This is a genomic window from Arthrobacter crusticola (assembly GCF_004357995.1).
Lineage (GTDB): Bacteria > Actinomycetota > Actinomycetes > Actinomycetales > Micrococcaceae > Arthrobacter_D > Arthrobacter_D crusticola.
Genome location: NZ_SMTK01000006.1, coordinates 20603 through 46347 on the forward strand (window position 1 = coordinate 20603; position 25745 = coordinate 46347).

Annotated in this window: 21 protein-coding genes; 12 read left to right on the forward strand and 9 right to left on the reverse strand. The window is 64.6% G+C overall.

The features are described 5' to 3' along the window. The first annotated feature begins 35 nt into the window (after positions 1–35). From E2F48_RS15975 to E2F48_RS15990, 4 genes are all read left to right on the forward strand, one after another. Positions 36–584 carry a DoxX family membrane protein gene (locus E2F48_RS15975; RefSeq protein ID WP_133404956.1) on the forward strand — a complete coding sequence of 183 codons (549 nt, stop codon included), beginning with the start codon at positions 36–38 and terminating at the stop codon, positions 582–584. Positions 585–589: 5 nt separating this feature from the next. Then, entirely contained in the window at positions 590–1939 is a 1350-nt protein-coding gene (aroA, locus tag E2F48_RS15980) for a 3-phosphoshikimate 1-carboxyvinyltransferase (RefSeq protein ID WP_133404957.1), read from the forward strand. Further along, positions 1932–3065, forward strand: a complete 1134-nt coding sequence (gene rsgA / locus E2F48_RS15985; RefSeq protein WP_133404958.1) for a ribosome small subunit-dependent GTPase A — start codon at positions 1932–1934, stop codon at positions 3063–3065. The genes aroA and rsgA overlap by 8 nt, the downstream gene beginning before the upstream one ends. A gap of 156 nt (positions 3066–3221) precedes the next feature. After that, positions 3222–3425 (forward strand): cold-shock protein, encoded by a 204-nt coding sequence (locus E2F48_RS15990; RefSeq protein ID WP_026532371.1) that lies wholly within the window; start codon positions 3222–3224, stop codon positions 3423–3425. Between the two features lie 126 nt (positions 3426–3551). On the opposite strand, the gene fmdA is transcribed toward E2F48_RS15990, so the two are convergent. Genes fmdA through E2F48_RS16005 form a run of 3 tightly spaced genes read right to left on the reverse strand, consistent with a single transcriptional unit; the run spans position 3552 to position 5807 of the window. Then, positions 3552–4808, reverse strand: coding sequence for a formamidase (fmdA, locus tag E2F48_RS15995; protein WP_133404959.1), 1257 nt, complete (start codon positions 4806–4808; stop codon positions 3552–3554). 41 nt (positions 4809–4849) lie between these two features. Then, on the reverse strand, positions 4850–5140 hold the full coding sequence (locus tag E2F48_RS16000; RefSeq protein WP_133404960.1) for an FmdB family zinc ribbon protein: 291 nt from the start codon (positions 5138–5140) through the stop codon (positions 4850–4852). A gap of 31 nt (positions 5141–5171) precedes the next feature. After that, positions 5172–5807, reverse strand: a complete 636-nt coding sequence (locus E2F48_RS16005) for an AmiS/UreI family transporter (RefSeq protein ID WP_133404961.1) — start codon at positions 5805–5807, stop codon at positions 5172–5174. Positions 5808–6152: 345 nt separating this feature from the next. Here E2F48_RS16005 and hisN point away from each other — a divergent pair, with 345 nt between their 5' ends. The 7 genes from hisN (at position 6153) to E2F48_RS16040 (ending at position 12323) form a co-directional block, all read left to right on the forward strand. Continuing rightward, positions 6153–6962 (forward strand): histidinol-phosphatase, encoded by an 810-nt coding sequence (gene hisN, locus E2F48_RS16010; protein ID WP_120165147.1) that lies wholly within the window; start codon positions 6153–6155, stop codon positions 6960–6962. A gap of 65 nt (positions 6963–7027) precedes the next feature. Further along, positions 7028–7777, forward strand: a complete 750-nt coding sequence (locus E2F48_RS16015) for a class I SAM-dependent methyltransferase (RefSeq protein WP_133404962.1) — start codon at positions 7028–7030, stop codon at positions 7775–7777. Between the two features lie 32 nt (positions 7778–7809). Then, positions 7810–8715 (forward strand): metal ABC transporter solute-binding protein, Zn/Mn family, encoded by a 906-nt coding sequence (locus tag E2F48_RS16020; RefSeq protein ID WP_133404963.1) that lies wholly within the window; start codon positions 7810–7812, stop codon positions 8713–8715. Further along, on the forward strand, positions 8712–9470 hold the full coding sequence (locus tag E2F48_RS16025) for a metal ABC transporter ATP-binding protein (protein ID WP_133404964.1): 759 nt from the start codon (positions 8712–8714) through the stop codon (positions 9468–9470). The genes E2F48_RS16020 and E2F48_RS16025 overlap by 4 nt, the downstream gene beginning before the upstream one ends. A 1-nt stretch (position 9471) precedes the next feature. Beyond that, positions 9472–10380 carry a metal ABC transporter permease gene (locus E2F48_RS16030; RefSeq protein WP_133404965.1) on the forward strand — a complete coding sequence of 303 codons (909 nt, stop codon included), beginning with the start codon at positions 9472–9474 and terminating at the stop codon, positions 10378–10380. Next, entirely contained in the window at positions 10381–11118 is a 738-nt protein-coding gene (locus tag E2F48_RS16035; RefSeq protein ID WP_133404966.1) for a metal-dependent transcriptional regulator, read from the forward strand. Between the two features lie 104 nt (positions 11119–11222). Further along, entirely contained in the window at positions 11223–12323 is a 1101-nt protein-coding gene (locus E2F48_RS16040; protein WP_133404967.1) for a carboxylate-amine ligase, read from the forward strand. Between the two features lie 9 nt (positions 12324–12332). Here the strand turns inward: E2F48_RS16040 and E2F48_RS16045 are convergent, their stop codons facing one another. From E2F48_RS16045 to E2F48_RS16060, 4 genes are all read right to left on the reverse strand, one after another. Further along, on the reverse strand, positions 12333–14087 hold the full coding sequence (locus E2F48_RS16045; RefSeq protein ID WP_133404968.1) for an alpha-glucosidase: 1755 nt from the start codon (positions 14085–14087) through the stop codon (positions 12333–12335). A gap of 51 nt (positions 14088–14138) precedes the next feature. Continuing rightward, positions 14139–14360, reverse strand: coding sequence for a hypothetical protein (locus tag E2F48_RS16050; RefSeq protein WP_133404969.1), 222 nt, complete (start codon positions 14358–14360; stop codon positions 14139–14141). 288 nt (positions 14361–14648) lie between these two features. Beyond that, positions 14649–15878 carry a heparan-alpha-glucosaminide N-acetyltransferase domain-containing protein gene (locus E2F48_RS16055; protein WP_342772607.1) on the reverse strand — a complete coding sequence of 410 codons (1230 nt, stop codon included), beginning with the start codon at positions 15876–15878 and terminating at the stop codon, positions 14649–14651. A 642-nt stretch (positions 15879–16520) separates the two neighbouring features. After that, entirely contained in the window at positions 16521–20303 is a 3783-nt protein-coding gene (locus E2F48_RS16060) for a DUF4365 domain-containing protein (protein WP_133404970.1), read from the reverse strand. Between the two features lie 261 nt (positions 20304–20564). On the opposite strand from E2F48_RS16060, the gene E2F48_RS16065 reads away from it, so the two are divergent. Continuing rightward, a complete protein-coding gene (locus tag E2F48_RS16065) occupies positions 20565–21740 on the forward strand; it encodes a hypothetical protein (protein WP_133404971.1) in 1176 nt (391 codons plus the stop codon). A gap of 1085 nt (positions 21741–22825) precedes the next feature. On the opposite strand, the gene E2F48_RS16070 is transcribed toward E2F48_RS16065, so the two are convergent. Then, a complete protein-coding gene (locus E2F48_RS16070; RefSeq protein ID WP_133404972.1) occupies positions 22826–24262 on the reverse strand; it encodes a restriction endonuclease subunit S in 1437 nt (478 codons plus the stop codon). Further along, entirely contained in the window at positions 24259–25734 is a 1476-nt protein-coding gene (locus E2F48_RS16075) for a type I restriction-modification system subunit M (RefSeq protein ID WP_133404973.1), read from the reverse strand. The genes E2F48_RS16070 and E2F48_RS16075 overlap by 4 nt, the downstream gene beginning before the upstream one ends. Positions 25735–25745 lie beyond the last annotated feature (11 nt).

Below are 25745 nucleotides of genomic sequence, written 5' to 3' on the forward strand. Positions count from 1 at the left end.
ACCGGCGCCGGTGCGCCGGCAACCAGGAGGCTCTTGTGACCCTTGTCCGCGTTATCGCCCGACCACTGACCGCCAGCAGCTTCGCCTTCTCGGGGGTGGACCGGCTGCGGAGCGCAGGAAAAAGCGCCGAGCAGCTCCAACCCGTCCTGACCCGGCTGGGCAAGGCCGTCCCCTCCCTGGCCCCGGTGACCGCTGACGCCAAGCGGGTCGCCCAGGTCCTGGGCGGCGTGCAGCTCGGCGCGGGCATCCTGCTCGGTCTCGGACGGTTCTCCCGGGTCGCCGGCACGCTGCTCGCGGTCTCCGCCGCGGCCAACACGCTTGTCGATTTCAAGTCGGCCGACTCCTCGACTCCGGCAGCCCGCAAGGAACGCCGCGGCCAACTGCTGCGCAACCTCTCCCTCGTGGGGGCGGCGCTGCTGGCCTCCGTTGACACCAACGGCCGCCCCGGCCTGGCCTGGCGCGCGGAGCACTTCGCCTCGGGTGCCAAGAAGAACGCGGTGGGGATCAGCAAGGACGCCCGCAAGCAGCTGAAGAAGGCCGACCTCGCCGTCCGCCGCACCGCCGCCGACGTTGTGGGTTCCTAACCTCCATGACCCATCCTTCTGCCGGGACCGCCGAGCCTCAGCTATCTCACGACGCCTGGCCGGCCCCCCGGCCCGCCGCGCCCGTCGACGCCGTCATTGAGGTTCCGGGCTCCAAGTCCCTGACCAACCGCTACCTCGTACTGGCGGCCCTGGCCGACGGGCCGTCGACCCTGCGCAACCCCCTCCACTCCCGCGATTCGGCGCTCATGATCGACGCCCTGCGTGCGCTCGGCGCAACGGTCACCGAGATCGGGGGGACCGGGCGGTTCGGGCCGGACCTGCACGTGGTCCCCTTTCCGCGGGAGCGCCGGGAGCGGCGGATCGACTGCGGACTGGCCGGAACGGTGATGCGCTTCGTGCCGGTGCTGGCGGCGCTGCAGGAGGGCGCCACCGCGTTCGACGGCGATCCGCACGCCCGCCGGCGCCCCATGGGTGCCACCATCGGTGCCCTGCGCGGCCTGGGGGTCTCCGTCGAGGACGGCGGCGCCGGCGCCCTTCCCTTCACCGTCGACGGCCGCGGCGCCGTCGAGGGCGGGCACCTGGCGATCGACGCCGGTGCGTCCTCGCAGTTTGTCTCCGCACTGCTGCTGGCCGGGGCGGCGTTTACCCGGGGGCTCCACCTCGAGCACGCCGGCGGCAGGCTGCCCAGCCTCGAGCACATCGCGATGACGGTGAAGGTGCTCCGGAGTGTCGGCGTCGACGTCGATGACAGCGTCCCGATGTCCTGGCGGATCAGCCCCGGCCCGATCCGCGCCTTCGACATCGCCATCGAACCGGACCTTTCCAATGCCGGGCCGTTCCTCGCCGCCGCGGTGGTCACCGGCGGCAGGGTGACCATCCCGAACTGGCCGGCGGAGACCACCCAGGTGGGCGACGCGTGGCGGCAGATCCTTCCCCGCCTGGGCGCCTCGGTGGAGCTGGCCGGCGGCGCCCTGACGGTCACCGGCGGCCCGCGCATCACCGGCGGGGATTTCGCCGACACCAGCGAACTGGCGCCGACGGTGGCCGCGCTGTGCGCCCTCGCCGAGACCCCTTCGACCCTGAGCGGCATCGCCCACCTGCGGGGTCACGAGACGGACCGGCTGGCGGCCCTGGTGCGGGAGATCAACGCCCTGGGCGGGGACGCCGAGGAAACCGCGGACGGCCTCCTCATCCGGCCCGCTTCCCTTCACGGCGGTGTGTTTTCCACCTACGACGACCACCGCATGGCCACGGCCGGCGCGGTGATCGGCCTCGCCGTCGACGGGGTCCTCGTCGAGAACATCGCCACCACGGCCAAGACGCTGCCGCAGTTCCCCGACCTGTGGGCGCAGCTCGTGGCCACGGCGCGCACCGGGGACTCCCCGGGTGACTGAGGCCGGCAACCGGAGGGGCTCCCGGGCCTGGGACGAGTCCGACGTGCGGATCCGCCCCAACAAGAAGGGGTCCCGCCCCCGCACCAAGAACCGCCCGGCCTACGAGGACGCCGTCACCGGCAGGATCGTCACCGTCGACCGCGGCCGCTACACCGCCGTCGTCGACGAGGACACCCCCGACGAGCGGCTCATCGTCGCCGCGCGGGCCCGCGAACTGCGCCGCAGTGCCGTCGTCGCCGGCGACCTGGTGGCGCTCGTCGGAGATCTCTCCGGCGGCCCTGACTCCCTGGCGCGTCTGGTGCGCGTCGAGGAGCGGCGCACCGTGCTGCGCCGCAGCGCGGACGACACCGACCCGGTGGAGCGTGTCGTGGTCGCCAACGCCGACCAGCTGGTCATCGTCGTCGCCGCCGCCAACCCGGAACCGCGCACCGGATTCATCGACCGCGCGCTGGTCGCCGCCTACGACGCCGGCATCCGCCCCCTGCTGTGCGTCACAAAGGCTGACCTGGTAGACCCTGCGCCCCTGCTTGCGAACTACGAGCACCTCGACCTGCGGGTGGTGATCAGCAGGACCGCCGCCGACACCGGCGGCATCGAGGCCACCTCCGACGACGGCGCCTCGGCCCGGCTCTCCGGCGGTGCCATCAGCACCCTACGGGAGGAACTCGACGGGCAGGTCAGCGTGCTGCTGGGCCACTCGGGGGTCGGCAAGTCCACCCTGGTCAACGCCCTCACGGGCTCCACGCGCGCCACCGGAGGGGTCAACGCCGTCACGGGCCGCGGCCGCCACACCTCGTCCTCGGCCGTTGCGCTCAAGGCCGCCGGGTCCGCCCCCGGCACCTGGATCATCGACACTCCCGGCATCCGGTCCTTCGGACTGGCCCACGTCGACCCCGACCGGATCCTCCAGGCCTTCCCCGACCTTGAACCGGGCACCGTCGACTGCGAACGCGGCTGCCTGCACGACTCCAACGCCGTGAACTGCGGCCTCGACGGGTGGGTGGCCAGCGGCGCCGCCGGCGAATCAGGGCCGGTGCGCCTTGCCTCCCTGCGGCGCCTGCTCGGCGCCGGGTCCACGGACTCCCGCCAGGCGGCCCAGGAGGCGAAGGAACTGGGAAGCCAGTGAAGCCTGTTAGACTTGACGAAGTTGTTGTGTTGCGCATTGAATTTCTGGCCTTGAATCCTCCTTTCGGAGTTCGAAAGCTGTTTTGATAAGCGAAAACGAACACCACGACGAGCGCACCGGATTACGGGGCGTCTCTCACAAGGTAAGGATCCAAAAATGGCTACAGGTACAGTGAAATGGTTCAACGCTGAAAAGGGCTTTGGTTTCATCGCTCCCGAAGACGGCGGCGCCGACGTGTTCGCACACTTCTCCGCAATCAATTCGAACGGCTTCCGTTCACTCGAAGAAAACCAGAAGGTCAACTTCGAGACCACCCAGGGACCCAAGGGCCCCCAGGCTGAGAACATCACCGTTCTCTAAGGTTCCCTTCCTCCGGGATTGCAACCTCCGGCCGCGCTAAGCGGCCGAACCAAGGGTCACCGCTGCGGCATCCGCCGCCGGTGGCCCTTGGCCGTTAATGGCTCCCGGTGGAGGCCGGGGGCTCTCCTACGTGTTGTTCGACCGCGGCGCGCCCATGCCGGCGTTCACCCGGTGCGGGCCGGCCGCCGAGGGACGCACATCGAAGTCGAAGATCGCCGTCGGAATGTAGACCGTCGAACACGAGTTGGGAATGTCCACCACGCCTGACAGCCTGCCCTCGATCGGCGCCGATCCCAGCAGCAGGTAGGCCTGCTCGGGGCTGTAGCCGAACTTCGTCAGGTAGTCGATGGCGTGAAGGCACGCACGCTGGTAGGACAGGTGCGAGTCGAGATAGTGCTGCTTGCCGTCCAGGGTCACCGACGTGCCCGAAAACGCGATCCACTCGCTGTACCGGGGGTCCACGATGCCCGGCATAAAAATTGCGTTCTCGCTCACGCCGTAGGTTTCCATGCCTCCCTTGATGACATCGACCCGAAGGTCAACGAAGCCGCCCATCTCGATCGCACCGCAGAAGGTGATCTCGCCGTCGCCCTGGGAGAAGTGGAGATCGCCCAGCGAGAGGTTCGCGCCGTCGACGAACACCGGATAGAAGATCCGGGTGCCCTTCGAGAGGTTCTTGATGTCCTGGTTGCCGCCGTTCTCCCGGGGCGGTGCCGTGCGCGCGGCCTCCCCCGCCACCCTCTCGAACTCCGACGCCGGCAGGCTGCCGAGCACCGCCTCCCGCGGTTCCGGCGGCAGCGCGAGCGGCGGCACGCGGTTGGGGTCCGTGGCGATCAGGTCGCCTTCGCGCTGGTTCCACTTCGCCAGCAGCTGCGCCGAGGGCGCTGTGCCCATCAGGCCGGGGTGGATGAGCCCTACATAGGACACCTCCGGCACATGCCGCGAGGTTGCCACCTGGCCCGTGAAGTCCCAGATCGCCTTGTAGGCGTCAGGGAACTGGTCGGTCAGGAACCCGCCGCCGTTGTTCCGGGCGAAAATGCCGGTGTAGCCCCACCCCTGCCCGGCCAGCGGCCCGGAGTCCTCCTGCGGAATCGGTCCGACATCGAGAATGTCGACGACGAGGAGGTCTCCCGGCCTCGCTCCTTCGACGGCGAAGGGCCCGCTGAGCTTGTGGACGGTAAGGAGCGGGGCGTTGAGGATGTCGTCGGCGGAGTCGTCGTTGACAATGGCGCCGTCGAACCACTCACGGCAGTGGACCCTGAACGAATCACCGCGCCTCACCGTGGCGACCGGCGGAATTTCCGGATGCCACCGGTTGTGTCCGACCTTCTCCTGGTCTTCGAATTTTCGCGTCGAATCGAGCGGGAATATAACGTCAGGCATTTGAACTCCTCCGATATCTGGATCTGGCCGCACCCCGGAAACTAGGGCCGCGGCAGTTTCTGGTGAAGCGGATGGGACGAATAGGACGGGGTCCTGCGTGAATTCGCCGACGGCAGCGTCCCGGTCACCACCTGCGGTTCCGACGCACTGCGGTGGGTTGAATCGATCAGTGAAAAGGCCGCCGTGCCGGTCCTTGAAAGGTGGGGCGCGCTGATCTTCCGCCGCGCCTCCGAACCGCAGGTGGGGCAGGCCTGGGCGTCCGCTGCTGCTTCCATAGGACGGATCACTTCGAATGCTGCGCACTGCGGACAGGAATACTCATAGATGGGCATAGGGCACACCTTTCTTTTGGGTGATCGACACTCAGGCCGGCGACACAGCCGCCCCCTCCTCCGACCTCTTTCCGCGCGGGATGCCTTTCCGCCCGAGGAAGAGGCCTGCCGCCAGGGCGGCAACCGCCGCAACCGTCACCAGCAGGGCAAGCCCCGCGTTCGTCTCGTACCTGCCCACCAGCAGGAAGAACGCCGGAACCGTCCCGGTGATGTGGGCGACGAAGATCGTGAACCAGCCGGTGGCATAGGTCAGGGATTCCCGCCCGAGGGCCAACAGGAGGAAGAACAGGAACCAGAGAACGGCCCACGTCAGCCAGATGACACCGAAGACGGGGTCCCCAACGAGGGTGAACTGGAGTGCGCCGATCACAACGGCACAGGCGGCAACGAAAAGCGAGAACCAGCCAAGGCCCTCACCGCTGACCCCCGTGACCTGGAGTATCCCAACGTAGAGGTAGGTAAAGCCGAAGAGATACAGACCGGCAGCCCCGAAAATGGTGGGCAGGTCATTATTGGCCTGAATGAGGATGATGGTTGGAAAGACAACCTGCATCGTCCCGACAAAGAAATTGAGAATGGCCGCGGATTTACCGGGGACTACCCCGATAAGCATTAGCCCGTTGATGAAGAGAACCGCGCCCACGTATAGCAAACCAACGCTGCTCATGGCGCTCCGTCGCGATACCAGGAGTGGACAGAGATACAAGGCGACTATTCCCGGCCGCCTCGGCGGGGATCCGGAAACAGCGGACGACATCAGAAGAATTACGTTGTGACGGCGAGCCTAGTCCTGCCCCCCAGGAGTGTCGACACCGGCCCGGCGGCCGCGCCCGGCGTGGACCGCCGGATAGGCGGCGGATATAATATGCAGCCCGCCTGTGCGCCGATTTGGGGAATGGAGAACGCGGGGCGCCTCCCGGACAGGCAGGCTGAAATCATTCCCGGCCATCCGGGCAGAGCCGGGCCCCGGCGCCTTTCCGGGTAATGGCCCCGGAAGCGATAAGTTGAAGGCATGAACCTCGTCCAGAGCTACAACGATGACCTGCGCCTTGCCCACGTGATGGCGGACTCGGTCGATGACCAGACCATGTCCCGGTTCCGGGCGCAGGACCTCCGCGTAGAGACCAAGCCCGACCTCACCCCGGTCACCGACGCCGACCGGGCGGCGGAGGAATCCATCCGCAGTCAGCTCTCGCGCGTGCGCCCGCGCGACGCCGTGCTGGGCGAGGAGTTCGGGAGCACCGGGTCGGGGTCGCGGCGCTGGATCATCGATCCGATCGACGGAACCAAAAACTTCGTGCGCGGCGTGCCCGTCTGGGGCACGCTGATCGCCCTCGTGGACGAAGGACGGCCGGTTGTGGGCCTGGTGAGCGCCCCGGCGCTGGGCAAGCGGTGGTGGGCAGCCGAAGGCACCGGTGCGTTCATGGGCAAGTCCCTGGCGGCCGCAACCCGCCTGCGGGTCTCGAACGTGTCCCGCCTCGAGGACGCCTCGCTTTCCTATTCGAGCCTCTCTGGGTGGAAGGCGCGTTCGGCCCTGCCGGAGTTCGTCAACCTCACCGAGCGGGTCTGGCGCACCCGCGCCTACGGGGACTTCTGGTCGTACTGCCTGGTGGCCGAGGGCGCCGTCGACATCGCCTGCGAACCCGAACTAAACCTTCACGACATGGCGGCCCTGGTGCCGATCGTCACCGAGGCCGGCGGACGGTTCACCTCCCTCGACGGCACCGACGGCCCCTACGGCGGCAACGCACTGGCCACCAACGGCACGCTCCACAGCGAGGTGCTCCGGATGCTCAACCCGCAGATGGACGATCTTCTCTGACGGGCGCACCCCAGGGGCCACCGGCCGGTCCGCGCAGGCCCGCCCCGGCGCGCAGCGGACCCCGAATGGACCCGGGCCGCCGGCGCTCGCTAGCTGCCGGGTACCTCACCGGCGCCGGCCGCTACGACCGCGTCCGCCCGTCCTACCCCGAGCAGATCCTGGAGTGGCTGATCCCGCCGGGCGCCGCCTCCGCCGCCGACCTCGGTGCCGGCACCGGGATCTTCACCCGGATGCTGCTCGACCACGGGCTCACCGTGACCGCCGTCGACCCCTCGGCCGACATGCTCTCCGTGCTCGCTTCCCGCCTGCCCGGTGCGGCCGTGCTCACCGGGACCGCCGAGACCACGGGGCTGCCCGGCGCCTCGGTGGACCTGGTCACCCTCGCCCAGGCCTGGCACTGGGTCGACCCCGCGGCGGCCGCGGCAGAGGCCGCCCGCATCCTCGCGCCGGGAGGCACGCTCGGGGTCCTGTGGAACCAGCTCGACGTCGGCCTGCCCTGGGTCCACCGCCTCTCGCGCATCATGCACGCCGGTGACGTCTACTCCCCCGGGTACCGGCCCGGCTTCGGGCCGCTCTTCACCCGGCCCGAACCCATGAGGGTGCGCTGGACCCAGGAGCTGGACCCCGCCGGCGTGGTCGACCTGGCGAAGTCCCGCAGCTATTACCAGCGCGCCTCCGAAGCCACCCGGGCCCGGCTCGAGGCCAACCTCCGGTGGTACCTCCACGACTATCTCGCGTTTGAACCCGACGCGGTCATCTCGCTGCCCTACTTCACCTACGCCTGGCGGGCCAGGGCTCACGCGACCTCCCCATAGCGTTACGGGTCGCCGAAGCCCTATATTTAGGTATGCCGAAATTCCTCGCTGGCCTGCTGCTGTGCGGAGGGCTCACCCTCGCCGGCTGCGCGGGTGCGCCGGTGCCGGAGCCCGCCGCCGCCTCGGACGACCGGCCCGTCGTCCTGACCACCTTCACCGTGCTCGCCGACCTCGTCGACGAGGTCGGCGGCGGGCATGTCCGGGTGGAGTCGGTCACCAAGGTCGGCGCCGAGATCCACGGCTACGAGCCGACCCCGTCGGACCTCATCCGCGCCCAGGACGCCGACCTCATCCTCGACAACGGGCTCGGTCTCGAGCGCTGGTTCGAGCGTTTCCTGCTCTCGGTCGACGCCCCCCACGTGGTGCTCTCCGACGGCGTCGACCCCGTGGATATCCGCTCCGGGGACTATCGCGGCCTCGCGAACCCGCACGCGTGGATGTCACCGCTCGCAGCCCAGGCCTACGTCGACAACACCGTCCGGGCTCTCTCGGACCTCAGCCCGCAGCACGCAGCGGCCTTCGAGGCCAACGGTGCGGCCCTCAAGGCCGAGCTGCAGGCCCTGCTGGAGACCCTGCGGGCCGGTGCCCGCAGCACCGAGGGTGCCGCCCTGGTGACCTGCGAGGGCGCCTTCTCCTACCTCGCCCGCGACGCCGGACTTCAGGAGGCGTTCATCTGGCCGGTGAACGCCGACGCCGAGGGCACGCCCCGGCAGATCCGCGCGGTCATCGACTTCGTCTCCCGCCACGAGGTCCCCGCCGTCTTCTGCGAGTCGACGGTCAACCCCTCCGCCCAGGAGCAGGTCGCCGCCGCCACCGGCGTGAGGCTCGAGGGACCCCTGTATGTCGATTCCCTCTCCGGCCCGGACGGCCCGGTTCCGACCTTCCTGGACCTGCTGCGTTACGACATCTCCCTGATCACCGAAGGACTTTCCCGATGAGCACCCCTATTGCCAGCCCCGCCCCGCCCGCGCTGCTGGCCCGGAACCTCACCGTGAGCTACAACGACGTGCGGGCCCTCGACGCGGTTGGCGTGAGCGTGGGCACCGGCAGCATCTGCGGCCTGATCGGGGTCAACGGGTCGGGCAAGTCGACGCTCTTCAAGGCCCTCATGGGCCTGCTCGTGCCGGCAGCGGGCACCGTTGAGCTGTACGGGCGTTCGAGCCGGGAGGCCCGCCAGCGCGGCCTCGTCGCGTACGTGCCCCAGGCCGAGGATGTCGACTGGGACTTCCCGGTCTCCGTCGCCGACGTCGTCGCCATGGGACGGTACGGGCTGATGGGTCCCTCCCGGCGCGCCTCGGCCGCCGACCGGGCCGCCGTCGACGCCGCCCTGGAGCGGGTGGGTCTGTCCGGTCTCCGCCGCCGGCAGATCGGCGAACTCTCCGGCGGGCAGCGCAAGCGGGCGTTCGTCGCCCGCAGCATCGCACAGGACGCGAAGCTGCTGCTGCTCGATGAACCCTTCGCCGGGGTTGACCGCTCCAGCGAGACGACCCTGACCGCGCTCCTGCAGGAACTGCGCGACGAGGGCCGGTCGGTGCTGATGTCGACCCACGACCTCGCCGGGGTGTCCCAGCTGTGCGACTCGGCCGTCCTGCTGCACAACCGGGTCCTCGCCCGGGGCCGCCCGGAGGACGTGCTCACCCCCAGCAACCTCGCGCTTGCCTTCGGCGGCGCCCTCGAAATCCGGGAGCCCTGAGATGGACCTTCTGACCTGGCTCACCGAGCCCCTGCAGTACGGGTTCCTGACCCGCGCCCTGGTCGTGACCATCGCGGCGGCCGTGGTGTCCGCCGTCCTGTCCTGCTGGCTGATCCTGATGGGCTGGTCGCTGATGGGCGATGCCGTCTCGCACGCCGTCCTGCCCGGGGTGGCCCTGGCCTACATCGTCGGGCTGCCGTTCTCCATCGGCGCGTTCGTCTTCGGGGCCGGCGCCGTCGCCCTGATCGGGGTGGTGCGCTCAACGACGAAGCTCAAACCCGACACGGTGATCGGCGTGGTGTTCACTGCCTTGTTCGCCGCGGGGCTGGCCATCGTCTCCAGCACCCCCTCGCAGATCGACCTCCTTCACATCCTGTTCGGCAACGTGCTCGGGGTGACGGACGGTGAACTGTGGCAGGTGCTCATCCTCGGCGCCGTGACCCTCGCGGTGGTGCTGTTCAAGCGCCGCGACCTGACCCTGCTGGCCTTCGACCGCACCCATGCCCACGTGATCGGGCTGAACACGAAATTCCTCTCGGCGCTGCTGCTGGGCCTGCTCGCGCTCAGCGTGGTGGTCGGGCTGCAGGCGGTGGGCATCATCCTCGTGGTCGCCATGCTCATCACCCCGGGCGCCACGGCGTTCCTCCTGACCCGCAGCTTCGACCGCATGCTGGTCCTGGCCGTCGGCATTACGGTCGCCGCCTCCCTGGCCGGAATCTACGCCAGCTACTACCTCGACATCTCCACCGGCGCCGCCGTCGTCCTCGCCCAGTCCCTCGTCTTCACCGTCGTCTATCTGGTGGCCCGGCCCAACGGCGTGCTCTGGCAGCGCCTCCGCGTGCGCCGCAGCCGCAGGGGCCCGTCCGCTCGGGCGCACGTGGGGGACGAACCTGCCGGGGCGGTGTCCTGAATGGGGCCGAGGAACACTCCGGCCCTGAGCGTCGGTTCGGCCAGCGTCCAGGATTACGTCAAGACCGTCTACGCCTTCACCGAGTGGCAGGACAAGCCGATCACGGCGTCGCAGCTGGCCGGGCGGCTGTCCATCGCGGCGTCCTCGGTGACCGAGATGGTCGGCAAGCTCGTCGACCTGGGCCTGGCGGAGCGGGAAAAATACGGGCCCATCCGGCTCACCCCGGAGGGACGCCGACTGGCCCTGGCCATGGTGCGCCGCCACCGGCTTCTTGAAGCGTTCCTTGTGCAGGAGCTCGGCTACCGCTGGGACGAGGTGCACGACGAGGCGGAGGTGCTCGAGCACACGGTGTCGGACGCCTTCATCCAACGCCTCGATGCCAAGCTCGGGCACCCGCACCGGGACCCGCACGGCGATCCGATCCCGACGGCCGATGGGCGTATCCGCCTTCCAGCGGCCTTTCCCATCGCCACGCTCGACGACGGGCACCGCGCCCGTTTGGCCCGGGTGAGCGACGACGACCCGGAGGTGCTGCGCTACCTCAGCGGCAGGTCCGTGGGCCTTGACGTGCCGCTGACGGTCACCGGCCGCCGGCCGTTCGGCGGGGCCCTGGCCGTGGTGTTCGACACCGCGGCGGGCCCGGCCGCGGTGGAGGTCAGCGACGCGCTGGCGCAGGCTCTGTGGGTCGAGACCCTTGAACCCCACCCGGGCTGTGTCATGCCAGCCACGGCGGGCTGACCGGTCCGGTTTCGGCCTGCGTTTCCGGATGGTGTGTCCGGTGTCCTTAGACTGGTCAGGAAATGCCGCGTCACGTCCGCACCCCACGACCCCGGAGCCGCCCCATGACCACTCTTGGCCTTGAAGAGGAGTACCTGCTGGTGGACCCGGCCTCGGGCCTGCCCGTCCACCGCGCCACGGAGATCCAGGAGCGGCTCGAGCTGACCCCGGAGATCGACCCGGACGACATCCAGCGGGAGCTGCTCAGCTGCCAGATTGAAACCGCGACGCCGGTGTGCAGCACCCTGACCGAGGCCGAGGAGTCCCTGCTGAACTTCCGGCGCCAGCTCGACGCGGCGGCACGCAGGTTCGGGGTGCTCGCCGCGGCGACGGCCACCGCCCCGCGCATCGAGCAGGAGTACCCCCAGCTGACCGACAAGCAGCGCTACCACGAACTGAAGGCCAGCGCGCCCGGGATCGTCGGCGACCAGTTCGTCAACGGACTGCACGTCCACGTCGGCATCCCCGACAAGGAGACCGGGGTCCAGGCCCTGAACCGGATCCGCCCGTGGCTCCCCATTGTCACCGCCCTGAGCACGAACTCCCCGTTCTGGCTCGACCGGGACAGCGGCTTCGGCAGCTGGCGGCTCGTCCACTACCGCCGGTGGCCGGTCCAAGGCGTGCCGCCGGTGTTCGAGGATGCCGCCGACTACGAGCGGCGCATCAAGCGGCTCGTGGCCACCGGGGCGATCATCGACCGCGGGGTGCTGACCTGGGTGGCGCGCCTCTCCGACCGCTACCCGACCCTCGAGGTCCGCGCCGGGGACGTCCAGCTTGAGGCGCAGGACTCGGTGCTTCTCGGTGCGCTCATCCGCGCCCTGGTGACCACCGCCGTCGCCGACGTCGACGCCGACACCCGCTTCCTCGACCCCCATCCCGAACTGCTTGACGCGGCCCTGTGGCAGGCCGCCCGGGACGGACTCACCGGCGACTCGGTGGACCTGCGCACCGGCACGCTCACCCCGGCCCGGGCCCAGATGGAACGCCTGCTCGATTACGTGGGCCCCGCCCTCGACGCCGCCGGGGACACCGCCTGGGTGCAGGCGGGCCTGGCGACGGTCTGGGAGCAGGGTACCGGCGCCGAGCGCCAGCGCCGGGCCATGAAGGAAGGCGGCATGCCGGCCCTGCTTGAGCTTTACTCCTCCACCCTCATCAACGAGCGGTAGGGGCGTCCGTCAGGACACCTCGAGGATGCGCACCTCCCAGGGTCGCAGGGTGTCCTGCTCCATCACCGAGGCCCGCCCGGTCGCCCCCTGACCCGCGGTGCCCCGGGCGGTGCCGGCGTCGCCCGGGGCACCGTAGTTGCCCAGCAGCAGCGTGCCGCCGCCGAGGCCGGGCGGAAGCCCGAGGGGCTCCCCCGAGACGTTCCCGAGCACCCGGAGCACGGCGCCGTCCAGCGTGCGGGTGAAAGCATAGAGCACCGGGTGGTCGGCCTGCTCGAGGCCGAAGCGTCCGAGCTGCACCACCGCGCTCCCGTGCCGCAGGGCGATCAGGCGCTGGTAGAACCGGTAGACCGAGCGCGGGGAGGAGCGGTCGAGTTCGGCGTTGACCGTCGGATAGTTCGGGTTCACGGCAATCCAGGGGGTGCCGGTGGTGAACCCGGCGTTGGCCCCGCCCGTCCATTGGACGGGCGTGCGCGCGTTGTCCCGGCTCATCCTGCGCAGGGCGGCCAGGACCTCCTGCGGGTCACGGCCGAGCTTCATCGTCGCCTCGTCGTACCAGTTGAGGGATTCGATGTCCCGGAAGTCCTCGATCGAGGTGAAGGGCACGTTCGTCATGCCCAGTTCCTCGCCCTGGTAGATGTACGGGGTGCCGCGGTGAAGGTGCAGCAGGGCCGCCCACAGGGTCGCTGATTCGTAGCGGTAGGCGCCGTCGTCGCCGAAGCGCGAGACCAGGCGGGGCTGATCGTGGTTGTCGAGGTAGAGGCTGTTCCAGCCCGTCTCCGCCAGGCCCTTCTGCCACCGGTTCCACGAGGTCTTTAGGTCGCGCAGATCCAGCCCCCGGTAGTCCCACTTGCCGCCGGGGCCCTGGTCGAGGCTGACATGCTCAAACTGGAAGACCATGTCCACCTCGGCGCGGGCCGGGTTAGTGAACAGCCTCGCCTCCTCCACGGTGACCCCCGGCATCTCCGCCACCGTGATCAGCTCGGCCTGCCGGCCGGCGAAGACCTCCCGGTGCATCTCAGCGAGGAATTCGTGGATCCGCGGACCGGACATGAACTGGGGTCCGCCGTCGCCCCACAGGTGCCCGGGCGGGACGGCGCCGTCGGCCAGCGGGAGGGTCTTGGATAGGAAGTTGACGACGTCCATCCGGAAACCGTCGACCCCGCGGTCGAGCCACCAGGTCATCATGTCGTACACGGCGGCGCGGACCTCGGGATTTTCCCAGTTGAGGTCGGGCTGCTCCCGGGCGAAAAGGTGGAGGTAGTACTGCCCGCTGGCCGGATCGAGCGTCCAGGTGGGGCCGCTGAAGAAGGACCCCCAGTTGGTGGGCTCGGCGCCGGGCTCCCCCGGCGCGAAGCCCTTCCTGGGGTCCCTCCACCAGTACCAGTCCCGCTTGGGGCTCTGCGGGGAGGACGCCGACTCAAGGAACCAAGGGTGCTCGTTGGAGGTGTGGTTCACCACCAGGTCCATCACCAGCTTCATGCCGCGGGCATGGAGCCCCTCCACGAGCGCGTCGAAGTCGGCGAAGGTCCCGAAGACCGGGTCGATGCGTTGATAGTCACTGATGTCGTAGCCGTTGTCCTTTTGGGGCGAGGCGTAGATCGGTGAGAGCCAGAGAATGTCGACGCCGAGCTCCGCCAGATAGTCGAGCTTGCCGAGGATTCCGGCGAGGTCGCCGATGCCGTCCCCGTCGGCGTCGGCGAAACTGCGGGGGTAGACCTGGTACACGACGGCGCGGGTCCACCAGGGCCCGGAGGTTTCGGTCATGGGCGGCTCGCTTTCGGTAGGGGCATGGCGGTGCCGGCGGGCACCGGGCCGCTACCGGCCCTCATTGCGCCGTAGCAGTCCGACGATGAGGCAGAGCAGGCCCAGGGCCAGTGGAACCAGGGTGTAGAGGGTGTGGGTTCCGCCCAGGTAGCTCATCACGAAAATGTAGATGAAGCTTCCTCCAACGAGCAGCCAGCCCAGGATGATCAGCACGCGCCCGCGGTTCGGCGGGGGCAGCGGTGGAAGCCATGACGGCCGATCGGTCGAACTCATGGCGCCAGTCTAGTGTTGCGGCGACTGCCGCCGGTGCTTCTCCGCGTGCGGCCGGCACCGCGCACCGCAAGCGGCGTAAGGGGTTAAACTGCTGGATCCTGGGCAGCCTGCTGCAACACGCATTGAACCACACCCCACCTGGAGGGGCGATCACCGCGCACACGGCCGCAGCCCGCCGGTTGACCCGGTGTGCCGGACCCGGATAAGGATCTCGACGTTGGTCCGGACGTGCCCGGTCGGTCCGCTTCGGGCTGCAGGAGTACACCTTTTGCGGGGTGCCCATGACGGTTACTTGCGCATGGTTCCTCCGGAGCCACCGACCACCAGCCGGCGGGTGCCTTTCACAGCGGCGGCGACCACCCGCTCCAAGGGCCCCTGTCTTAGGGCTCTTTGCCAGGCCACCGCGAATAGGACAGCTGCGACAACATTGATCGTGAACCACAGGTAGGGCTGGTCATAGTGGAGCTCACGGGACAGCCCCACCAGGTGCGCCGTGTACAAGGTCAGGGTCATCGTACCCATTGCCGACAACGGCAGCAGCCACGGCCCGGCCTTCGAGCCCACCAGCAGGAAGACACCCACAATGATCAGACCAACACCCAGGCTGGTCGCGATCGCCAGCGGGGTGTTGGTGTGCGGAGTGGTAATCACCAGCCACCACCCCGTTGGATCCGACATCTCATCCGGTCCCCAGATCAGCGCTTCCCGCAGGTCGCGCTCGCTCAGCGAGGAGGCATTAAGCAACCGCTCGAAGCCACCGAAGGCGTAGAGCAAGAGATATGAGGCGGTCTGGGCGCAAATCGCCAGGCCGGCACCAACGACGAGGATCCGGATCTGCACCCCGGTCCTGCCCAGATCCAGCCGCCCGATCCCCAGTCCGACGAACACGTAGGTCAGGTAGGCCAGGGCCGGGTAGGTGCCGGTCAGCATCAGCTGGGCAGTTACCGCCCCCGGCTCGGTTACCAGATCGCTGAACGTGGGGTTTTGGGACACGAAGTCGGGCAGCACTTCCCCTAACCGTAAGGCCAGGATCGGGGCCAGGATCCCGAAGCCCGCCGCGGAGGCGAACAACGCCTTGGGCCCCAGGTGCAGAAACGGGACGGCCAGAAGGAAGAACGCCCCGTAGTAGATCAGGATGTTGTCCGTTGGCGCGTCCTCGGGCATCACGGTCCCGATACACAATCCCACAGCGGCGATCAGCACGGCCCGCACCACCAGGCCCACTCGATCAGCGGTCATCGCCCTGCCCTCGTGCCGGCGACGGCCGCCGGAGGCCAGCGCCAGCCCCACACCTGCCAGCAGGGCGAACAGCGCCGCCGATTTTCCTGAAAACAGGATCCACGCCCAACTGGGCTCCCCCGCCTCCTCGCTGCCGTCCGGCAGCAGGTGAATGGCCATCAGCCCGATAATTGCCAGCCCCCGGGCCGCGTCAACGCCGACCAGCCGACGAGCCGACCGCGCCGATGCCTCACCCGGTTCGGTTCGGGCGGATTTCCCCGTCCATGGCATTCCACCCATAGCTTCTCCTGATCGTGCCGGCACCGTCCGGGGATCTCCTCACAGCGTGCGGCTGACGGCCGCGCCCGAGGTCCCGGAAGCCGGACCCTGCTGCCTCCAAGTTCTGGACCGCATACAACGCCCATGTGAGGGTTCCTCAGGATTCCATGAAAAGTGCGCGGCCGTCACCTGCAGCCCGCGGTGCAGCTCCGGGTTCCGTGTCGGGCGGATGAGGGCTCCACCCCCCCCGTGTTAGATCGTGCCACTCATGCCGGGCGCCATCTGGTAGCGGGATGGTCGTGCCCCGAGGCACGATCGATGACACCACTTTCCAAGAGCTGCGTTAACCGAAGAGGCCTCTCAGATCTGAGAGGCCTCCTACTACGGTACGGGTCAGGCATGCATTACACGAAACCATAAGTGGCTCGCGGATGAGACACAATCTTGGGCTCCATGATTGACTGGAAGTCATGAGGCACGAAGCAGATTGCACATGTGGCACTAACTGTCAGAAAGGCCACTGTCTTCCCGCTTCGCATCTTCCCTCTTCGTTCGCCAGGTGGCTACTTGGTGTCTTCCAACACTTACGTCCTGACAAGAGCAGCGATAACACTTTGGTTCACATCATGCTGTCGGCCGGAGGTGGCGCAGGGTGAATGATCCTTAAGCCTCGCCGTCGGTCCCAGGTGCCTCTGGTGCATCTAACCGGTCCAGAATGCGGGCAGCGAGCTCGATCGGCTCGTCGCAAAGCCCCATCCGGGCCAACTCCACCGCTGCAGCTGGGATTTGTAAAGTTGGGTCGGGGAAATTGCTTTCAGCAGCGACTGCCTTTGCACGTCTGATACCATCGAGGATTTCCGAATCACTGGAGGACAGTCCGAAACCAATCAACGCCACCAAAGCTAAGAGTTTCGCGCTTGTTTCGGGATGTGTTGAGAGCCTACCGATACCAGTCATAGCCGATAGCTGCCAGTCCGAGAGGCTTCCTGGCCTAGCTTCACGGACCCGACTGTAGAGCTTCAGCAGTATCTCAAGAGGATTCATCTGCCACACCCACCAAGCTGCCCGTGTTAGAACCGCTGAAGCAGCGCGAGGAAGCCAAGCGTCTCTCTCGGCCAAATTCAGGAGGTCCTCATCAGCCAAGACCAGGTCCACAAGGAAGTCTTGGGCTAGCAGGAGGTTTGCGGATGTCGCAGTAAGGATGGCATCGTCATCTGTGTCTTTTGCAGACGACAGCTCAAGCGAGCGATCGCGGACGGCGTCAACCAGGGCTGGGGTTCCGAAGCTTGGGAGGTCAAGTGCACGTGCCAGCCGTCGGAGACCTAGGTCATCGGACCACAGGGCGAGAGCCTCATCATGTGCGAGTTGGATCGAGTGCGACCACGGGGAATGTTCCGCTTCATTTCCAACCTCATTGAGAAGAGTTACCTCGGCCTCATTTCCGACCTCCTCAAAAACGCTTACCTCGGTCACAACTCGGACATGCAGCTTTTGAGCGAAACCTTCCAAGGCTTCAGCCCGGCGCAACTGACGAACAAACTCTGCTTCAGGCAAATCTCTGAAAACAAGGGCAGATTGGTCCGGGTCCCAAGTCAAGGTTCCGGGGCTTCCGGCTCGGCCTCGAATTTCGGAAACCCCTCGATGAACGTCGCCCATTGTTGCAGCCGTAACCTGAAGGGAAGCGAAGTGACCGCTGAGCCCGCGTACAGAAGCGTGGCCTGACAGTGTCAGGAGGGCTGCTGCATCCACAACGATCGATTGGCCTAATGCTGCGCGTGCGGCGGCGACCTCATGGGCGTGCTCGTCGTCGTCCGCTGATCCTGCAACCAGCACTCCAAAAGCTCGCTCTACTAGGATTGCGGCGTAGCTGTGATTGCGTAAACCGGCGAAGAGGCCAATAGGCACCGTGGCATTTCGGACGGCCCTGATTAGATCTCGAAGGTGACCTTCTTCTGCCGCGCGCTCCTTGAGGATTTCTGTAAGCTGACCGATAGCTTCTTCTGGCATACCTTGGAGCACCGTTACCCCAGTCTCGTCCCCGAATTCAGAAACGAGTTCCTGCATAGCCGCGAAAGCTTGTCGGTGCAGTTCCCCGGGGACGGCACCTTGCCCTAGACGGCGGCGAGTATCCAACGCATGGGCCTCGGATGCTGCCGGGTCCAGATTCTGGTCGACTGCGTAAGTGTTGCTGATAAGTTGTCCCAAGAGAGCGATGGAAAGCTTAGGGTCTGGGAAGCGACGGGCTAGCGCCAGCGCTTCTGAAGCCTTCGACTCATCCCACATTACTGTCGCGTTCGCGCGTGCCCATAGTGTTGCCTCTTCCTTTGTGCGGGCAACGGGCCGGTATTTGGCAATCAACTCGGCCGCCTGCGCTGCTTTGCCTTGGTTAAGTTGCGAAACGACGACACGCCATACTTCCGCGGGGCCAGGGGAACCGAATAGCTTTAGAGCTTCGACCAGATGTGTCTCCGCCACATCCCAGTTACCGCGGCCACCTTCTCTCTCAGCCAAGAATGTCAGGAGGCGCGCGCGTTCCACAGGGTGGGCCTCGCCCGTATTGGCCGCAAGACTAGCAGCGGCTTCGGCGTTCTCGTCCCCGGCGTCAACCAGGCACGAAGCTCTCCGGATTAGGAACCAGGGATTGCCAGCAGCCGAGTAGAGCGCCTGGCAAGTTTCCGCCGCCTCAAGGAAGCGACGCGCTTCGCGCAGCTTCATGATCAGGTGTTCCCCAACCATGGGGTCCTCCAAAGCCAGCATCCGCAGAGCTGGCAATGCTCTATCCAAGTCGGCATAAGCGATGTGCGCCGCCTTAACAAAGTCCACCAACCACGAGGGCATGATGGATTGGGCTACATAGGAGTCCAAGCTGCTGCTCTTATCCACGCCGAGGTCAGCTAGAGCAATACCAGCAATCACGATCTGTCGATAGTCCGCAGTATCCACTGCTCTGTCGAACTCCGCTGACCACAACTCCCTTGCCTCCTCTGGCGATGGGTCTAAGAGCCCCACCCTCATCTTGAGGATTCGGTCACTGACCGTTTCACCTAGGCGTTGGGCTAGTTCAACCACCAAGTTTTGTCGTCCAAGAAAATAAGCCGCGTTCAGAGCGAAACGTAGCATTCTGGGATCTTCGGACTCCTCATGAGTGGCAGACCCTATCGGCCCAGGCAAACAAATCTGCAATACCGTCTCGAACCGTCCCTGCAACATATAACACTGGGATAATGCTTCTAGAAGATCGGTGGTCGGACCCGCCCATCTGCGGCGCTGGGAAATAGCTGATTCCAAGTGTGTCGCTGCCTCGGACAGGTCATCCGTAGCAGGGCTGGAGCTTCCACGTCGGCGGAGAATTTCAGAACCCAATCGCAGTGAATGCGTGTTCCCAGAGTCGGACTGCAACTGCAGACGCCAGTGGCGAACAGCACCTTCCATGTCGCCTCTTCGCATGGCCTGTTCCGCGAGGAATGCCTGAACAGGAGAAGCTTTTCGGACTTCGTCGGAGTCTGCCAACAGGATGGGATCTATCGGCAGTGGGCCAGCGTTTTCGTCGGGATTAGCGAGTAGTGCTCGTCCAACGGCCACTAGCAGGGGTGCATCACCGGTTGCCGCAGCCTCGTCGAGGAGATCGCCGGATCGCTTACGGTCAAATGCCATTATGTTCAAGGCCGCTGCCGCTAAGTTGCTCCCACAGTCTTGTACGGAAGCTCGGCCGGCCCGTTCAAATGCTTCAGCACTCACATCGTATTCTTCGTGTTGTGCAGCATAAGTAGCCACCACTGCCCATGCCCATGAGCCATTGCGTTCGATCCAGAGAGGCGACGCCGCCAGAAGTGACTGAGCGGTGCCACGCGGGTTTGCACGACCCTCGGCCAGATGGGAAGCCAATAGCGCTGCGTCTTGTCGTTCAGCAGGCGGGCGAGCCTGCAGCGCGCTGCAAACGGGCGGCGGCAGCTGCGTTAAGGCGTGCTCGAAACGCGCCTCGGCCAGAGTCTCAAGACCACTGGCGATGTGTCTCCATTCTTTACCTGCCGCTGACATCGGTTGCGATGAAGGCACCTCGACCTTGTAACCCTTGCCAGTCGATAGCACGGTCGTGCTGGAAATTCGCTGCCAATACACAGCGTTGTTCTTGAGATCGACGAGGACAACAACCACCGGCAGTGCGTGCCCCAGCCATAGCTTCGCCTTTTTCGCACTGAACGGGAACCACCAACCATTTGCTGACGGTTTCCTGAAGTAGGAGGGCCCACCCTTGATCTGGATGGCAATCAACCGACCTGTTCCAACCTCGACTGTCGGTTTGCCCTCCTCTTCGCTGAGTCGGACCTCCTCGACGTGAGCATCAATACCTTGGTCGCTTATGTCCTGGGGTCGGAAGAACCATCCGATCTGCAGAGCCAACTTTTCAACGGCATTGACCGCTTTGCGATTCGTGAACTCGCTCATCCATCCCCCAAATCAAGGAAGCCAGCATCCAATCTGACTGCAAACATCTAGAAGCTTATAGCGGATCATGCGAATGCCAGCCCTGCGTCTTGTCGGGCTCCGTCTAGCTGAGGGTGGTTCCCGATCGCCTTTGGGAAGCTCCTGAGTCATGGCAGTTGATGCCAGCAAGCCTGCCGATTCATTGACTTGCTGTTGTTACTGTTGGCAAGCATGTCCCTGTGGTTTCGTGGGATGGGACGCAAAGAGTGAACGGGAGGCAGAGTGGCAGCATATTCGTGGGTTTGCATCGGCGAGGATCAGACTGTCCCAGTTTCGGGATTCGTCCGAGAAGGTTACAGCCTCCAGCACGCTGCGTTGTTTTTGGACAACGAACGGGTTAGTGAGGGCCTCTACTTGTCGAGTGCCAAGACAATCCGCGACCGCCTGCAACTGCTTGGATTCGGTCGAGCCCGCGCGGACGCAGTGGTTCTCCAAGGATGGGCAACACGGCACCACGTCGAGAATAAGAACCTGGCTGATGATCCGGAGAAGCTCATAGCCGACTTCGTCATTGATCTTGAATCGGAAGGAGGGGCTCCTTCAGTTTACGAAAATCCATCGAAACAACGCCTTCGCAGCTCTTGGGGCTACATATGGGGCGAGGAACGCAGTCAACTTCGTTACTTGGTTGACAGATTGCCGGACGAGCACCCGGTCGCCTTCGACCTTAGAGAAGTTATCGGGAGAGGACACGCTGCCGCCTCTGAAACGCTGTGTGCGGATGCGCGGGCTGAGGAAATCACCGAGGCCTCCGGCACCATGCCGACCATCACGCTGACGGAGGGGTCTTCGGATGCCAGCATATTGGAAAAGGCCCTCGAGATACTACGACCTGATCTGGTTGGATTCTTGACGTTCATGGATTACTCGCACAAACCTGACGGCGGCGTGGGAGCCGTCACGAATGGGCTAAAGGCGTTCTCTGCCGCTGGAGTCGGCAACAGAATAATAGGGCTCTACGACAACGACACAGCCGGCCGTCAGGGGCTCCTATCGCTTCGGAAGTCGCCGTTACGACCGCATATGCGGGGTACTGTTCTTCCTGAACTCGAGCTCGCCCGTAGCTACCCCACTTATGGACCTGACGGCCTGAGCTGTACTGACATCAATGGGCGAGCAGTATCGGTGGAACTCTTCCTCGGACGAGATGTTCTGACTATTGACGGTGAACTTTCGCCCGTACAGTGGACTCAGTACGTCAAGCCCATGAATTCCTACCAAGGCGAGATTTCGCAGAAGGGCCTCATCCAAGAGCGCTTTTACGAAAAGGTAAAGACGTTCAGCGCTGCAAGTAGACATGAAAAGTCGGACGACTGGCAGGACCTTGAACATCTCATCGACTACATCGTCCAACTCATGAGCACTGAGGATAACAGCCAGAAGGAGCCTCAGAATTGACGCAAGCCCCACTCATTGTGCGGTTCTGTTACCGGCTATGTTGCAGGATTAGCTAGATCATTGCTTGCGTAGCAACGGCATGGGGACCGTGAGCAGATGGCGAGAAAGCACTGGTGGGCCAGCCAGAGCAAAAACAATAAAGCAGCAAACCAAGCTGGGACACTTTGGACAGGGCCACGGCAGAATCCCGGAGGATGATCATGGATCTGCAACGGGACGACATCGTGTTGCGCCACCATGAGGCCCATCTGCTGGCCGTCAGCAGGGTGACCGCTTCTTGAACGCCCTCGCGTCGTCCGCCCGATAACCCGAAAATGGCACCCGGAGGAACCTGATGAGGGGTGGTTGGTCACAATCGAACCCGTTCGGACCGGAGTGGATTTGCACTGTAAAGACGTAGCAAAGCTGCTGAGAACTGGACCGGACAAGCCAATTAATAGCGGCAGAGTGCCTAAACCGTGCCCGGTTTCTGTCCACCCTCTCTGAAGAAGAGGGGCTTGCCCTTCTTGCAGCGTTCGACCTGCCGTTGTCGAAGGCATCCGAGGAAGGGCTTTATGGTCGCCCGGACGACGGGGACGGCGGAGACACAGACGAAGTTTCACCTGGATCAGTCCGACGAGAGCAGACGGACCTGCGCCGCCATCTGCTGAAAGGCCGGGCAACGGCCCCTGCGACATACGCAGCGAGGAGCGTCCGGCCAGACTCGTGGTCGCCGGGCATATTAAGCTACGCAGCCTGTGCACGGAGGAGGAACGCAAAGGCTTCCGCTCAGTGGCCATGCTTGTCTACAGCTTGGGCTGCGACGCCTTGTTCAGGTGGGGTTACGTCTTTGTGAGCCCTGGACGCAAGGTGTGTCGCGGTAATGACGCGAAACCCATGACGTCCAGAACGCCGTTGATCTGCTAATCGGCAAGATATGCGCCGCCCCAAATGACGCACACTCCCCCCGTTTCGCTACCCATGCGGAACTTCACCTCGGGTGGGCTTGATAGAGACGGCTCACCCAGACAGGACCGGAGGTCGTTCGCCAGCCGGTGAACAACCGGTGGCGCTTGTCGTGTGAAAACCGTATCTGACCTCTGCCGCTATCCCAGCGCCTCACATAGGGGGAGCAGATCTTGGAGCCGCTCCACTATCCGTTTCTGCTCCGCCAGGGGCGGGACCGGAATAAGGTAGTCCTTCAAGAACGACGCTCCCACCCGTTGTTGTCCCGCTGTCCCTGTCATTGCCCTGACGCCATCGCGGATGAAGTCCGCCGTTTTGAAGAAGAACAGCAGGTACCTCATGTCGATTGTTTGGTCAATCCCACGAAGGACGTGAAATTCCGTTGTCCCCGCGCCGAGGCCCGATTCAAGGCCGTTGAGGACAGCAGACTTACGGTTCTGGAAACAGGGCGTGATCTTCGCGAGGACTAGGTCTCCGTCTTGGAAGTGCGTATATCCCGAGCGAACCTCACCCCATCGTCGGATCTCGAACTCGTATTCACTGCCATAACCGTCCTGCAGGCGGGCCATGGGCAAAAAACCGACCTTGACGTCGTCCGAAGCAGTGTTGCGGGGACTCAGGATACAGATCTGGCCAACTCGGGCCCACGCCCAACTCTTCGGAACCTGAAACGGGATCTCGCTCTCGAGGATTGGTGGCAACGGCTTCTCTTGCTTGAGCTGCCCTGCAGCAACCATCTGCGCTTTCTTTACATCGATTTGCGCCAACAGCTCGCCCGCATCGCCATCAGGAGGCAGTTGCTGGGTCAAACGGCCCGAAACTGCGTCTTGCAGTATTGCGTTCCGCATATCATCCGGAAAACGCTTCCTAAGGGCATCAAGCTCAATTTCGTTGGAGGCGAGCTCATTTACTTGCGGCAGAAGCTGCTCGAGCCGTTCAACAATACGCTCCTGCTCCGCAAGGGGCGGCAACGGCATCATTCTGGGCATCATATTCGTCATTGACACGTGCACCATCGTGCTTCCAGTCGTCGAATTACGGATGGAATCTACGTCGCGCATCAGCATGTAGTAAACAAACTTTTTCACCAGCGGGCCGTACTTAACGTTCCAAATATGATAGTGAAAAATAGCCCGTCCAGCATCCCACAAGTGCGGGCCGAACGACGCGGACCAGCAGTAGAGTAAGTCACCAGAGTCGCAGTATTTCTCGTCCTCAAGCTCCAGGTCCGAGTAATACCAGTGCGCGTTTGTGAAGAGGTTCCCGACGCGGAGCACTTTGTACTTTCCGTCCGACAGCAACTCGTCCTGCTTATATGCGCGACCATTGATGAACCGTAGGACGTCACCAAACCGCACCCATACCCAGTTGGCCGGGATGTCGAACGGAATCTCCTCCTCAGAGATTGGAGGCAGCAGCTTGTCTTTCTTGCGCTCTCCCGACGCAACCAGCGCTGCTCTCTCCGCACGAATGCGCGCGAGTAGTTCCCGGGCATCCCCATCCGAAGGCAGTTGATTCGTCAACAGGCCTGACATTGCATCCTGCAGTATTGACTTGCGCAGCTTGTCGGCGATCACTTGCCCGCCCCAAGCATTTGCTCGATGAGCATCAGTCGCTCGTCAATTCGCACGTTGAGCTCGTCCCGGCGGCGCTTGTACTGGTCGATGGTCTCTTCGGGCGAGAGCACCTCCTCCTCATCGCGCGGATACCCACACAGGTCCAGGTTGTAACTGCGCTCGGCGAGCTCGGCCGCGGTGAACGACTGCGCCGTGAACGAACCGGTCTTGGGGTTTGTGAGCTCAACTCGGTCGTCCCACCAACTCATGCAACCTTCAAAGTGTTCAAGCAGCATCGGCTTCGTCTTCGAGAAGTGTTTGTACCCGTCAGGCTTGTCGACGCGATAGAACCAAGTGCGCTCGGTTGGGCCCGTATTGTCGAAGAACAAAATGTTCGTTGCGATCGATGTGTAAGGTGCAAACACACTCATTGGCATCCGGACAATAGTGTGCAGGTTGAACTCCTCGACGAGCTTGCGTTTGATCGCACGCTTCGGCCCATCAGCGCCGAATAGGAATCCGTCAGGTAGGATAAGCGCTGCCCGCCCGTCGCGTTTAAGGCGGTACATCGCCAGCACGACGAACAGATCCGCAGTCTCGCCGCTGCGCAGCTCAGCTGGGAAGTTCATTTTCAGATTTTCCTGCTCAGTGCCGCCATAGGGCGGATTCATAAGCACGACTTCGAATCGGTCCTGGTCCTTGAACTGGCGGACGTTCCGCTCGAGTGAGTTGCCATGAAACAGCTGCGGGCTATCAACGTCGTGGATCAAGAGATTCGTCACAGCAAGCAGGTACGGGAACTGCTTCTTCTCGATGCCGAACACGCTCTTTGCGTAAAGCTCGCGGTCTCCAACAGAGCTCACCTGAGGCTCGAGGTAGTTGAGTGAAGATGTAAGGAACCCGCCTGTGCCTGCTGCGAAGTCTGCGATACGCTCACCGAGCTGCGGCGCGAGCATCTGAGCCATGAAGTCGGTCACCGCACGTGGCGTGTAGAACTCGCCGGCGTTGCCCGCCCCCTGCAGGCTCCGCAGGATCGTTTCGTATATCTCTCCGAACGCGTGCCGCTCCTTATAGTCGTCGAACTGGATCGCGTCGATCTCATTGATAATTTGACGCAGAAGCACGCCGTCTTTCATGTACTGGTTGCTGTCCTCGAATACTGCCCGGACAATGCTCTGCCGCAAAGGCGTACGCGAGTCGAGCTGAAGGTTCTTCAACTTCGGAAACAGAGTGACGTTGACGAAGTCGAGTAGCCCCTGGCCCGTGAGCGCAGCACCATCCTTCGTGTCCACAGCCCAGTTCCGCCAGCGGAGCGGCTCAGGGATGATCGAGTGGAACGTTTCGTCGTGGAACTCCCAGTCCTCCTCCTTGACGTCATAGACCTTGAGGAAGAGGATCCACACCATCTGCTCAATACGCTGGGCATCACCGTTGATGCCGCTATCGCCGCGCATGATGTTTTGGATCTTTTTGACGAATCCGCCGATTACCACTCGTACTCCTG